The 14,221-nt window shown below is 44.1% G+C and carries 7 protein-coding genes; 3 read left to right on the top strand and 4 right to left on the bottom strand.

What is annotated here, in order from left to right; all coding sequences use genetic code 11:
• Positions 1 to 254, bottom strand: a 254-nt coding sequence (locus JGK36_RS26595; RefSeq protein ID WP_293193320.1) for a transposase, incomplete at its 3' end; no start/stop codon positions are given.
• 261 nt (positions 255 to 515) lie between these two features.
• On the opposite strand from JGK36_RS26595, the gene JGK36_RS26590 reads away from it, so the two are divergent.
• Positions 516 to 6,719: a PAS domain S-box protein gene (locus tag JGK36_RS26590; protein WP_293201190.1), complete on the top strand. Its 6,204-nt coding sequence runs from the start codon at positions 516 to 518 to the stop codon at positions 6,717 to 6,719.
• Between the two features lie 85 nt (positions 6,720 to 6,804).
• Here JGK36_RS26590 and JGK36_RS26585 read toward each other — a convergent pair whose 3' ends face one another.
• Positions 6,805 to 6,936 carry a hypothetical protein gene (locus JGK36_RS26585; protein WP_293201187.1) on the bottom strand — a complete coding sequence of 44 codons (132 nt, stop codon included), beginning with the start codon at positions 6,934 to 6,936 and terminating at the stop codon, positions 6,805 to 6,807.
• Positions 6,937 to 7,135: 199 nt separating this feature from the next.
• On the opposite strand from JGK36_RS26585, the gene JGK36_RS26580 reads away from it, so the two are divergent.
• Positions 7,136 to 9,853, top strand: coding sequence for an ATP-binding protein (locus JGK36_RS26580; protein WP_293198599.1), 2,718 nt, complete (start codon positions 7,136 to 7,138; stop codon positions 9,851 to 9,853).
• Positions 9,854 to 9,871: 18 nt separating this feature from the next.
• Positions 9,872 to 11,143, top strand: coding sequence for a response regulator (locus tag JGK36_RS26575; RefSeq protein WP_293193323.1), 1,272 nt, complete (start codon positions 9,872 to 9,874; stop codon positions 11,141 to 11,143).
• Between the two features lie 49 nt (positions 11,144 to 11,192).
• Here JGK36_RS26575 and JGK36_RS26570 read toward each other — a convergent pair whose 3' ends face one another.
• Both JGK36_RS26570 and JGK36_RS26565 read right to left on the bottom strand, forming a co-directional pair.
• Positions 11,193 to 12,140, bottom strand: coding sequence for a DUF1350 family protein (locus JGK36_RS26570; protein WP_293185731.1), 948 nt, complete (start codon positions 12,138 to 12,140; stop codon positions 11,193 to 11,195).
• A 393-nt stretch (positions 12,141 to 12,533) separates the two neighbouring features.
• The gene (locus JGK36_RS26565) at positions 12,534 to 13,352 is read right to left on the bottom strand and encodes a hypothetical protein (protein ID WP_293198601.1); all 819 of its coding nucleotides are present in this window, start codon (positions 13,350 to 13,352) and stop codon (positions 12,534 to 12,536) included.
• Positions 13,353 to 14,221: the final 869 nt, after the last annotated feature.

Raw genomic sequence — 14,221 nt, 5'->3', positions numbered from 1 at the left:
AAGATAATTTGATGATTTTTAATTCTTGAAACCGTCGCATCTACGTGTCCTTTCCTAAGCTGAGATGGTTTGATATATGGTGAATCCCAAAAATCGTAAGTAGCCTTAGTTTCTGCCCATGTACCACTAGCTTCAGGTACACTGGATGTTGGTTTATCACTCAAGTTAGAAACAATTTTCATGAATCTATTTGTTCTTCTTGCATCTCCCAATTGAGTCTTTTCTAATTCTTCCCTTACCCATTGATCGATCATTTTAATCTCATTCCTGGGCGATCGCCAGATCGTTTAACAGCACAGATGTTGATTCTTGTCAAATTTATTGTTAAGAAAGATGTTTATAAAGCATAGCTTATTAAGGGGGATTTAGGGGGATCGAGATATGTGCAACTTCACATTAAATTGGTATTACTGGGTATCGTTTTTGTTATTTTCTTAAGTATTTTTACTGGCATTATTGGATAATTACTAGATTATAATAGTTAGATCAAAAATAATAAAAAAATAACTATCGTTATGATAGAACTAACTGGCTATCAAATTATCGATCGCATTTACTCAGGCACTCGCACCGTAGTTTATCGAGGTTTCCGCACAGACGACAAACAGCCCGTTGCCATCAAAGTCTTGCATAGCGAGTATCCCAGCTTCAGCGAACTCGTCCAATTTCGCAATCAGTACACGATCGCCAAAAACCTCAACTTGCCCGGAATCATCCAAACCTACAGCTTGGAACCCTACCGCAACGGCTATGCGCTGATTGTCGAAGACTTCGGGGGAATTTCTCTAAAAGAGTGGACTGGAAAAGGCAAAACAGTAAAATCTCTCGTTGAGTTTTTCCAAATAGCGATCGCCCTAAGCAATACATTAGATATACTTGGGAACCACTGCATCATTCACAAAGATATTAAACCAGCTAATATTCTGATTAATCCGCAAACCAAGCAAATCAAACTAATCGACTTCTCCATCGCTTCTTTACTGCCACGAGAAACGCAAGAAATTTATTATAATCCCAACGTTTTAGAAGGAACCATCGCCTATATTTCTCCCGAACAAACAGGACGAATGAACCGAGGCGTTGACTACCGAACCGACTTTTATTCCCTCGGAGTTACTTTTTACGAACTGCTGACAGGAAATTTGCCGTTTCAATCCCAAGATCCGATGGAGTTAGTTCACTATCATATTGCCAAACAACCGCCATCTCTTCGACAAGAAACAAATCCACAATCAACAATTAAAAGTGTAGATATTCCGCAGGCAATTGCTAATATTGTCATGAAGTTGATGGCGAAAAATGCAGAAGAACGCTATCAAAGTGCATTAGGATTAAAACACGATCTAGAAACTTGTTTTGCTCAACTCCAAGCAACTGGTAAAATTGAGCATTTTGAATTGGGACAACGGGATATTTGCGATCGCTTCCTGATTCCTGAAAAACTCTACGGCAGGGAAATCGAAGTTCAAAAACTATTAGCAGCATTCGATCGAGTAGCGACTCCCCTGTCATCCACCCTTAGCAACGGTAGACAAAGGGGGGGTGAATTGATCCTGGTTTCTGGATTTTCTGGCATTGGCAAAACGGCTGTTGTGAATGAAGTTCACAAACCCATTGTCCGGCAACGGGGTTATTTTATTAAAGGGAAATTTGACCAGTTTAATCGCAATATTCCCTTTTCTGCCTTTGTGCAAGCCTTCCGCGATCTGATGGGGCAACTGCTTTCCGAGTCGGACACCCAACTACAAACCTGGAAAACACAGATTCTAGAAGCGGTTGGCGAAAATGGGCAGGTAATTGTTGAAGTAATTCCTGAACTGGAACGAATTATCGGCACACAATCTGTTGCCACTAAACTGTCGGGAACAGCCGCCCAAAATCGATTCAATTCATTGTTTGAAAAGTTTCTTCAAGTCTTCACAAAACCAGAACATCCCTTAGTTATCTTTTTGGATGATTTGCAGTGGGCAGATTCCGCTTCACTGAATTTGATGCAACTGTTAATGGCATCGGAAACAGGCTATTTGCTGCTGATTGGAGCATACCGCGACAATGAAGTTTCCGGAGCCCATCCGTTAATGCTGACCTTGGATTCAGTGAGCAAAACTGAGGCAATTGTGAGTACGATCGCCCTAAAGCCATTAAGCCAATCTAGTTTGAATCAATTAGTTGCAGATACGCTCAACTGTGATACGGCGTTAGCGCAACCGTTGACGGCATTGATTGCACAAAAAACCCAAGGAAATCCATTTTTTGCCACTCAGTTTCTCAAGGCACTCCATCAGGATGAGTTGATTAAGTTTGACAGCCAAGTCGGACATTGGGAATGCGATATTGTCCGGGTGCGGGAGGCGGCACTCACGGATGATGTGGTGGAGTTTATGGCGTTGCAGTTGCAGAAACTGCCACTGGAAACACAAGCGGTGTTGAAACTGGCTGCTTGTATTGGCAACGAATTCGATTTGAAGACGCTGGCGATCGCCTTTGAGCAATCTGAGACGGAAACGTCAACAACATTGTGGCAAGCTTTGCAAGAAGGGTTGATTCTACCTCAAAGTGAAGTTTACAAGTTTTATATCCAACGAGAAACCCAGGATTTAGTCGAAAATTCACAGATTGCACTCTACAGATTTCTCCACGATCGCATCCAACAAGCTGCCTATTCTCTCATTCCTGAGTATCAAAAATCCCAAATTCACCTCAAAATTGGCAGATTACTGTTAGCTAAAAGTTTATCTGCAAACAGGGCAAAGCAAGTATTTTTGTTAGTGAATCAACTGAATTTGGGAAGAGCATTAATTAACCAATTATCGGAACAATTACTGTTGGCTCAACTGAATCTAGAAGCAGGTGACAAAGCGATCGCCTCTACTGCTTACGAAGCTGCCGTAGATTATTGTCGCACCGGCATCGAATTGTTGCCACCCGACTGCTGGGATCGACAGGATACCTTGACTCGCAAGCTGCATCAAGGCCTTGCCCAAGCCGCCTGTCTGTGCAGTCAATTCGAGTTGATGGATCGGTGCATTGACACTGCACTCCAACACAGCCCTGATTTCTTAATCGCCCTACCGATGCAGGACATTCGCTTGCAGGGCTTGAAACTTCAAAGTCGCTTTTCGGAAGCAATTGCTCTCGGGCGATCGCTCTTAGAGACATTAGGCATCACCTTTCCGTCCCAGCCCCAGCCCCAGGATATCATCATGGGCTTGCAGGAAGTACAAGCTAAACTTGCCGATCGCTCGATCGAGGACTTATTAGAATCTCCAGCGATTGACGATCCCTACAAACTGGCAGCCAGCTATCTATTACTGAGAATTTCTCCCGCCGCCTTTTTAGGCGATCCGATGTTGTTCCCCCTGCTAGTATTAGCACAAACCAAACTTGGATTAGACAATGGTCATGCTGCTCCTCATACTCATGGTTATGCAAACTACGCGATGTTAGTGGGTGGAATGTTAGGAGATAAAACCGCTGCCTATGAATTTGGACAATTAGCACTCCAACTTATCGATCGATACGAAGCCCGCGAACTGGCGGCCATGACCACATTCTTAGTAAATCTTTTTACTCAACATTGGCATTTTTCAGCACATCAGATTGTAGAAAAATTGCAACAAACTTACACCCTGGCTATAGAAACTGGTGATTATGAACACGCCACTTATAGTGCTTTTAACTACTGTAATCTGGCTTATTTAGCTGGAAACAATTTAGCAACAGTCCATGTTGAAATGGAAAAGTATAGCCAGTGGATGGGGCAAATCGGAGAAGCTGGCATTGGTTTCGCCATCCATCAAGCTAATCACCAGGGTATCTTGAGCTTAGAAGGGAAAATTCCTGCACCCAGTTTCCCGAGCGATTGGGAACAGATGAATCCGGGAATTCCTGTCTTTATTTATTACATTCACAATCAGCTCGTTTATAGCTATCTTTTTGGTGATTATCACACCGCTCAACGCATTGCTTCCCTACTAGATCGCTGCGATCCGATTACGCGGACTCAGCTTGTTGCTATTGTCACCGAATTTTATGCGGTGCTAGCAGATTTGGCTCTTGAACCCAGCACGCAGCCAGAAAAATCTGCATTGGGCGATCGCATTCAGAGCAAACTCACACAGCTTGAACAAAGGGCTAGCCAAGCTCCGATGAACTTCCAACATAAATACGATCTGGTGGCAGCGGAGTATCGGCGAGTGCTGGGTGAAAGAATAGAAGCGATCGATCTATACGATCTTGCCATTTCTGGAGCTAAAGCCAACAAATACATTCAAGAAGAAGCCCTCGCCAACGAACTTGCAGCCAAATTCTATCTAGATTGGGGCAAAGAAAAAGTCGCCTCCGGCTATATGCAAGAAGCTTACTACTGCTATGCCCGTTGGGGAGCCAAAGCCAAAACCGATGACTTAGAAAATCGTTATCCCAATTTACTGCGCCCCATTCTCTATGCAGGTACCGAATCTCTAACTATCTTGGAAACACTGACAACAATTACTGCTCTTGCGCCTCATTCCTCTATTAACACCTCTACCAATCCTACCCAGTCTTCAAGCACGAGCATTAACACCGCTCTGGATTTTGCCACGCTCCTCAAAGCCTTTCAAAGCCTCTCTGAAACCATTCAACTAGAGCAGCTCCTGCATCAACTCAGCCAAATCATTTTACAAAACTCTGGGGCTGAACGCTTCGTGATGATAGTTCCCAATGAAGCTGGGGAATGGTATGTCCAAGTCATCGCAACTCTCGATGAAATCGATATTAGCGCTACTCCCCTGGAGGGGCATGAGGCTCTGCCGATCAAACTAATTCAGTATGTCAAAAACACGCAGGAAGTGGTTGTCATCGACAATCTCAAGACTGATTTGCCAGTGATTGACGAGTATTTACTCCAGCGACAGCCCAAGAGCATTTTGTGTCTGCCTATTTTGCATCAAAGTCAATTACGTGGCATTGTATATTTGAAAAATAAAAGAACCAGTGGTGCGTTTACGCGCGATCGCATCCTGACTCTTAACTTTCTCTGCACTCAAGCCGCTATTTCCATCGAAAATGCCAAGCTATATCAGCGAGAAAAAGAGAAATCCGATAAATTAGCTCAACAAGAAAAACAGTATCGCAGCATTTTTGAATCAGTCACAGATGGACTCTCAATTGTCGATCTAGAGACAGGTATCACAATTGCGATCAACCCAACTGTATGTAAAATATTTGGCTATTCTGAGGCAGAGTTTCTGGCTTTATCTCCGCCAGATTTTGTGATAGCTGAAGAACTTTCCATATTTGCCAAATTTATTGAGACTATCCGAGGCGGGCAGATTTTTAATCATCGCGGGCGATGTATCCGCAAAGATGGCACAATTTTTGACATTGAGATTAAAGCAACTTCCTGTGACTACAACGGCAAGCGTCATGCGCTAGTAATTTTCCGAGATATTAGCGATCGCAAACACGCTGAAGCTGCCCTGGCTGAGAGTGAGGCTAAATTCCGAAGATTGGTGGAAGGGGCAAATGACATGATTTGGTCTGCCCAGGCAGATGGCATCTTTACCTACCTCTCTCCCCAATTTGAGACGATGTTTGGATTCCCCCCGTCTGATTGGGTTGGAAAATCCTTAACATATTTAATTCATCCCGATGACTTAGAAATGGCGCTGGCACCGGCTAAAGTTGCGCTTGAGCAAGGCACGAACCAGCAAGATATAGAATTTCGTCACCTATGCCAAGACGGCAGCTATCTGTGGGTAACACTAAACATGACTCCCATCAAAGATACTGAAGGTCATGCTATAGGACTCCAAGGTATTGTGCGAGATATTAGCGATCGCAAAAATGCAGAAACCATTATTCAACAAAAAACCCACGCCTTAGAACAGGCTTTACAAGAATTGCAGCAAGCTCAATTACATATGGTTCAAAGTGAAAAGATGTCAGCCTTGGGTAATTTAGTTGCTGGTGTTGCCCACGAAATTAATAATCCCGTGGGCTGCATTGTCGGTAATGTCGGTGCGGTACAGGATGCTCTTAACGACTTATTTGGAGTTATCGATCTCTATCAGAAAAAGTTTCCTACACCCGATGCGGAAATTGAAGACGAATTAGAAGCGATCGATCTGGAATATTTACGGGAAGATTTACCAAAATTAATCAAGGCGATGAAAGATGGGGCCGATCGCATTACATCGATTAGCAAAAGTCTCCGCACTTTCTCCCGTAACGATAGCGATATAAAGCAGTTATTCAACCTGCACGAAGGCATCGATAGTACAGTCCTAATTTTGCGGCATCGTCTCAAAGGTAACGAACATCGTCCCGCCATTGAAGTTGTCACCGAATATGGCAAAATTCCGGGAATTGCCTGTTTCCCCGGACAACTAAATCAGGTATTTATGAATATTCTGGCGAATGCGATCGATGCGCTAGATGAATCTAATTCAGGACGCAGTTTTGCTGAGATTAAAGCTCATCCCAATCGGATCGAGATTCGGACGAACCTGGAAAGTGAAGGTGTAAAAGTGAGGATCGCGGATAACGGAAAAGGAATGTCGTCAGAAGTAAAATCCCACATTTTCGATCATTTATTTACCACGAAACGTGTGGGAAAAGGCACTGGGTTAGGATTGGCGATCGCCCGACAGATCGTAGAAGAAAAACACGGGGGGACTATCGAGGTGGCATCAACTCTAAGTGAAGGTACTGAGTTTGTAACAGTTGACAGTTGACAGTTGACAGTTGACAGTTTGAGAGCGACCTCTACCTAGAAGTCCGAGGATTGGAGTAATGAATAGTCTGATTTTAATTTCTCCCTCACTCGTGAGAGGCTTTCAAGCAATTTTTTATGGTAAAAGTTAATAAAATGGCTTGCGATCGCAGCTTAAAATAGGGAATAGCGATCGAACCATTGGTGGCAAAGGTCAGGGTACGATCGCCTGTGAACATAAAACCTGGAGACCAAAGCTCAACCTCCCGGGTGCATCTGGCGCAAGGAAGAGGGCGAAGCATGACCGCATATAAGTTATTAGTTATAATCTCATATTGATTGCGGTCATGCTTCGCCCCTACGGATATATTCGCCTTGCGCCAGATGCACCAAACCTCGCAGATTCAATGTGGCAATAAATCTAAAATCGACTTACCTATGATGAAATCTAACGCGAATTCCGCTAAAACTCTACCTTTACGACTTGTACTCGTAGTTCCGTTTGTCTTGCAAATCTTTGCCGCAGTCGGACTGACTGGTTATCTGTCGCTGCGTAACGGACAGCAAGCAGTAAATGATGTTTCCAGTCAGTTGCGTCAAGAGATTAGCGATCGCCTCAACCTGCAAGTCCTGGCTTATCTAGACAAGCCTTATATTGTAGGGCAAACGATCGTGGCCGCGGGTCAAGAAGGGCGGTTAGATTTAACAGATGTCACCAAACTAGAACGGACTTTTTGGCGGTTGGTCAGCCAAGATACTGTCGAATTCATGCAAATTGCTTTAACTGATGGCACAAGTATTACCTTAGAGGATACATTAAAGGATGGCATCGTTTCTCGGGTTGGTGACAAAGCGAATCTGCCTCAGCGTCAAATCTACAGTCTGGGCGATCGAGGTCAACGGACTAGGTTGATAGAAACTCAACCAATGTTTGACGCTCGGACTCGATCCTGGTATTTAGCTGCACTGAAAGCCGGAAAACCAATCTGGACATCTCAGCCCTACTTGGGCCAGACGACGAAGAAGGCGACAATTGCTCTAACCCAGCCGATCTACAACAGCGATGGAAATTTATTAGGAGTTCAAAACAATATTTTTCGGATTAGCAAGATTCATAGCTTTCTCAACAATCTACAGGTGAATCAAACAGGACAAACGTTTATCATCGATCGATCGGGCAACCTGATTGCAAGTTCCACGATCGAAGAGCCTTATATTATAGATCGCAAAAAAAATGAATTACAACAAATTCCTGCCGTCAAGTCTGAAAATTATGTAATGCGTCAAACAGCCCAAGCAATCCTCGAACGACTTGGCACTTTTAACAACATTGCCGAAAGTCAGCAGCTTGATTTTATGCTGGGAAACCAACGTCAGTTTATTCAAATTTCAACTATTAACGACAAACGAGGTATCGATTGGATCGGCGTCATTGTAGTCCCTGAATCAACTTTCATGGCACAAATCAATGCCAACACTCGCACCACAATTATCCTCTGTTTGGGTGCGTTGGTTTTGGCAACCGTTCTCGGTATATATACTTCCCAATGGATTGCCGATCCGATTCTGAAATTGCAACAAGCCAGTGAAGCCATTGCCACGGGTGAACTCGATCGCACAGTCGAGATTAACGATATCAAAGAATTAGCAGGGTTAGCGCGATCGTTCAACCAAATGGCAGCGCAACTCAAAACCTCCTTCACAGTCCTCGAAGCTCGCGTTGCCGAACGTACCCTAGAACTTCAACAAGCAAAGGAATTAGCCGACAACGCCAACGCCGCCAAAAGCGAATTTCTCGCCAATATGAGCCACGAACTCCGCACACCCCTTAACGGCATCCTCGGCTACGCTCAGATTCTGCAACGCAGCGAACCCCTCACCTCGAAAGGAAGTAACGGCGTTAACATCATCTACCAGTGCGGCTCCCACCTGCTCACCCTAATTAACGATATCCTTGACCTCTCTAAAATCGAAGCAGGTAAACTAGAAATCTATCCCGCCTCCTTCTACTTTCCTTCCTTTCTCCAAAGCGTTGTAGAAATCAACAGTATTCGAGCGCAACAAAAAGGAATTACCTTCGACTTTCTCCCAGATGATAACTTACCTATGGGAGTCCTGGCGGATGAAAAGCGTTTGCGTCAGGTACTAATTAATCTGTTGAGTAATGCCATTAAATTCACGAATCAAGGCAGCGTGACCTTCTTAGTTGAGAGAGTTGAAACAACGGATCGACCGGATTTTTGCACTCTCCGTTTCTCAGTAAAAGATACCGGAGTCGGAATTACCCCGCAACAACTAGAGCAGATATTCCAGCCATTTGAACAGGTAGGTGATATCAAAAAACAATCCGAAGGTACTGGATTAGGACTAGCAATTAGCCATAAAATTGTCTCCTTGATGGGTAGTGAAATTAAAGTCGAAAGTATTTCCGGGGAAGGTAGCACCTTCTCCTTTGAAGTAGAATTGCCCGAAGAGAAGGATTGGGCTGCGGATTCGAGAGTTGTTTCTCAGAGAACTATCCTAGGCTATGCTGGGAAACGACGCAAAATTTTATTGATCGATGACCGCTGGGAAAATCGTTCGGTATTGCTGAATCTTTTGGAACCAATTGGTTTTAAAATTATTGAAGCTAGCGACGGACAAGAAGGACTCCAGCAAGTTTTACAGACTGCACCGGATTTGATTATTACCGATCTATCCATGCCAGTCATGGACGGGTTTGAGTTTTTGCACTCATTGCGATCGCATCCAGAACTACAACATCACATTGTGCTGGTTTCTTCAGCCAGTGTCTTTGAGATCGATCGCCTCAATAGCATTAAAGCGGGGGGCAATAATTTCTTACCCAAACCCATCCAAGCTGAAATATTGCTAGAACAAGTGCAAAAGTATTTAAAGTTAGAGTGGATTTATCAGGATCCCAAAGACGAGCAACTTTGGGAGTTGGATGTAGCTCAAGAAATTAAGCCGCCATCTGACGCCATTTTGACCCAACTTGCTCAACTAGCCAAAATGGGCGATTTAGAGGGAGTGATGGAAGTCGCCCAGCAAATTTCCGATGGGGATAATGCCGCTTTTGTCCGAGAACTTATCCAGATGGCCGAGGCGTGCGAGATCAAACAACTACGGGCATTTATTCAGCAGTATCTCGCTTAATGTGTAGTATTAGAAACTATGATTGACTCAAGCAATTCCTTTATTTTGATTGTGGATGACAATCCCACCAACTTGTCTATCCTCTCCAAAACCTTGAAATCCGCCAACTACAAAATTCGCATGGCAGTGGATGGTGAAGAAGCCCTAGCTATGGTAGCCTATGCTCACCCAGACCTAATTTTACTCGACGTGCAAATGCCCAAAATGGACGGTTTTGAAGCCTGTCGCCGCCTCCAATCAGACCCCGCTACTCAAGGTATCCCCATAATTTTTATGACGGCTTTGGCAGATACGGAGAATAAAATCCAAGGCTTATCCTTGGGGGCGGTGGACTACATTACCAAACCTTTTGAACCTCAGGAAGTATTAGCAAGGGTGAAAGTTCACTGGCGTCTAAAGCAACTAGCCGACACCTTAGAACAACGAGTGGCACAACGTACCGATGAGTTGGAGAAAGTCCAATTGCAATTGGTGCAGCAAGAAAAACTCTCCACTCTGGGACAACTGGTGGCGGGTGTTGCTCATGAAATTAACAATCCCATTGCTTGTGTCGTAGGTAATGTCAGTGCTGTGGAAGATAGCATTAACGATCTATTTGATTTGATCGATCTATATCGCCAACGGTTCCCCGAACCCGGCCCGACAATTGAGGCATCTCTAGACACGATCGATCTAGAATATCTGCGGGAAGATTTGCCCAAACTGGTTAAATCCATGAAGGATGGGGGCGATCGCATCGTATCTATTAGTCAAAGCCTCCGCACTTTTTCCCGCGCCGACAGCGATAAAAAGCAGAAATTTAACCTGGCTGAAGGTATTGACAGCACAGTGCTGATCTTGCGCCATCGCCTCAAGGCAAATAATCTGCGTCCAGCCATTGAAGTGATTGCTAACTACGGCGATGTGCCAGAAATTAATTGTTTTCCCGGACAATTAAATCAGGTGTTTATGAATATTCTCGCCAATGCGATCGATGCTTTGGATGCAGCGTGCGTTGGGCGAACCTATGCGGAATTAGAAGCCGATCCTGAGCGAATTATTATTTCTACTCAAATGTCGATCGACCTTTCTACCGTAGAAATTAGTATCAAAGATAACGGCTCTGGTATGCCAAACTCAGTAAAATCGCGGATTTTCGACCATCTGTTTACTACGAAAGAGGTTGGCAAGGGGACGGGATTGGGATTGGCGATCGCTAAGTCTATCGTAGAAGAAACCCACAGCGGCAAGTTAATCTGCCATTCTGTGCTGGGTGAAGGGACAGAATTTGCGATCGAACTTCCGGTATAAAAAATATTACATTGTGCCCAGTCGCTCGATCGCGCAATCGGATGTGATATTATCGATCGACCTTGGGTGCGGACTTGAGCTTCAAAGCGCTTAAAAATTTAACGCATTCAGCTTCAAGCAATCGGTATTTAATCGGCTTGATGAAGGCATTAAAATGATTTAACCCAACAATATAATTGCCAGTTTCGATAGCGATAGGGGATAAATGAGTGCCTTCTATTTCCCGAGTTAAAACTGGTAAATCTCTAGCTTTCAACTGTTCAACCAACCACAGCACATCGCTGTTTTTTTGTACTTCCAAACTTTTGTCAATATCCCTAACTGAGCCTGCTATGTCATCTCGATCGAACGAAATCAGTGCAGTTAAATTAAACAAAGAACTGCTAGCAATAAAACACTGAGTTTCTGCTCTTGTCGGCCGCACTCCCAAACCTAGTTTGTCTAACAGCACTGCGAGGGCTCGAATCGGAATTGCACTCTCGGTGTTGCTGATATCGGGAGCAATTAATAAAGAGGGTTGACCTTTAATTGAAGGTGTCTCGATACTGCTATTGTAGATTAACTTTTGAATCTGTCGGTTTTCATCTTGGCCATAACATTGATTCGCAATATTTTGCCAATTGGCATCGCTTAAAAACTCTAAAAGAGCGATGTACTTGCATCCCAAACTGTGACCCACCCAAAAATAGCTCGATCGCTCTTGATAAATATCCGACTCCCAACCCAATTTTTTCGCAACTTCCGTTAGTTCTTTCCTAAGTATCTCCTGTTCTTGCAATAAACTAACTGCGATCGGCCAGTGGCGAAAACTAAACCTAAACGGCAAAGCAACAATTGTATAGCCATCTGCAAACAACTTTTTTAAGAAATCTCGATAAAATACAGTAGGAAAAGTGCCAAAAAAAGTGCCACCTATAAATTGAATGACACCTTTTGGCTGGGGGTGAACCGCTACCCAACTAAAAGAAATTGGCTGAAACTTAAATACTGGTTGCATCCGAATAATCCTCATACCATTTTAGATTTTTAACGTTTGTAGTGAGGACTGAAGTCCTCACTACAAACTAGCAGCAAGGTGCGCGGCGGGAGCGCACCCTACATATAGCCTTTCTCAGATAGGTAAGGTACGTTGTTGGGATGCGAGCCCTATAGGTTTAGTGCTTATATAAGCTGTCATTCATACCTCATCTTTTTGAGAAAGGCTATAGCCTTTCTCAGATAGGTGAGGTATGACTGCGATCTGAGTTGTTGGCGTGTCTGCGAGCTTACCGTATAACCTATGGTAAGAGGGCCCAAGCCCAACAACGTACCTCACCTACTTGAGAACTGCTATACCAGAGATTTTAGGTATTTCCCACCCTATAGAGTTGGTGGATAATTCCCTTCTTTTCTAGCAGTGAGACATTTTAACGGGAATATCGAACTTGTTCATCACGGTATTTAGCGCCTTCAAATTGGCCTCATTTGGTTCAAGTTCCGCCAGAAGTTGTACTAGCATTTGAGCTTTTTCTGAATTGTCTGCGTCTGAACTAGCTAACTCCAAATTACCATCGCGCAACTCTTCCAAAACCGGCAGTATGATTGGTGGATCGATAATAATTGGCCCAGAGATTGCCGGAGGAAGCACATTCAATGCTTTTCCGCTAGCGATCGCCAGAGTGTAATTAATTTGATCGAAGTCTAGATCCCCAACCACACCTGGAAAACCATTCGGCAAAAAAGTACCCCGAATTTCTGGATTCAGCAACACTCTGGCTCCTTGTTTGGTTGGAGGTACGGGGCCTGGAAAGAAGCGGCGGGGCTGCAAAAACAGCGAGACATATCCCCGTACTTCTAGGCTACCCGAAGTGAGAACTGCTGGCACAAGAGGTAACAATTCAACAGATGCAGTTTTGCCAGCAGGTATTCTGAAAAACCCGCGATATATGTTGCTAGATCCGATCTGAGTCAGAGGTATAAAGGTGTTAGCGCCTTCAACGTCAATAATTAAGCGAACGTTAACGCCGTCGATCGGGATTTTATTAGGATCTGGCGGTACGGGCAAACTAACGGCAAACTCAATCCGATATCGCAAGTCGATCGCTTCGAGATTAGAGATGGTGAGAAAGTATCCTTGAACGACTCGGCGAAGCACTGGAGTGAGTTCTGGTGCGGTGGGCACTGGAGGTGCGATGGGCTTTGCCAATAGTTCAAAAGTTGAAATTTCCATGTGTTTATCTAAGTAGGTTGTGCGAGCACAAAAGTTTTGTTTTTTGCTTTTCCCTCGCTATATCTATTGATAACCGGGGGTACAAGTTAGTTACCAGTCACTTTTTTGAGTGACACTCATTTGAGCTAACCCGATCGGGCTAGCTCAACCGTGCTGGTTGACAGTGAATATAGAATTTGCTAAAAGGGCGATCGTTCTTATCGCACAAGGAAAAAGGAAGTTCGGCAACGAGCAATTTAGATCTAACGGATGTATTGGCAGTTGCGATAGATTATAATAAGTCAATCTTGGGCGCATGATGACTGTGTGGCAAGGCTTTGAGATTTCGAGACGAGCGCGAACAATAACAGAAATACGTTACTTTTGCGATCGCGAACTGTAACTTCAAAGTAATCAAATTCATTCAATAAAGTAGGAAAATGCCGTAGAACCTCCAAATCAATACAATGACCCGCTCTTTCACCCCGCCTAGAAGCTTCTAAAATCCTGCAAGTCTCCGACAATACCCTCAGAAACTGGAACAAAAATATTGCCACAAAAATCAAATCGGCTAGTGAGTTTGAGCGGGCGGGAGATTACTAACATGAGTATTTATAAAAACAGCGAGCGGGAATTAGAAATTGATAACAATTTCCCAAATCTAAAATCTAAAATCTAAAATCTAAAATCTAAAATGGTATTACCTCTCTCGCGAATTTTCAGCCAACTTCCTCTCCGAACCGCTCTGCTCGTTCCTTTTCTTGTAGAAATTGCCGGCACAGTAGCCATAGTGGGTTATCTCTCCTTGGAAGTTTGACCGAAGAACGAGACGCCAGCCCCTGGCTAACGACACGGGGATAAGTCGGCGGCGGTTTCAACCGCCTAAGCGT

The organism is Microcoleus sp. PH2017_35_SFW_U_B (genome assembly GCF_020737865.1).
Taxonomy (GTDB): Bacteria; Cyanobacteriota; Cyanobacteriia; order Cyanobacteriales; family Microcoleaceae; genus Microcoleus.
Note: the sequence above shows the minus strand (reverse complement) of the source record. Positions and strands in the feature narration are given on the sequence as shown.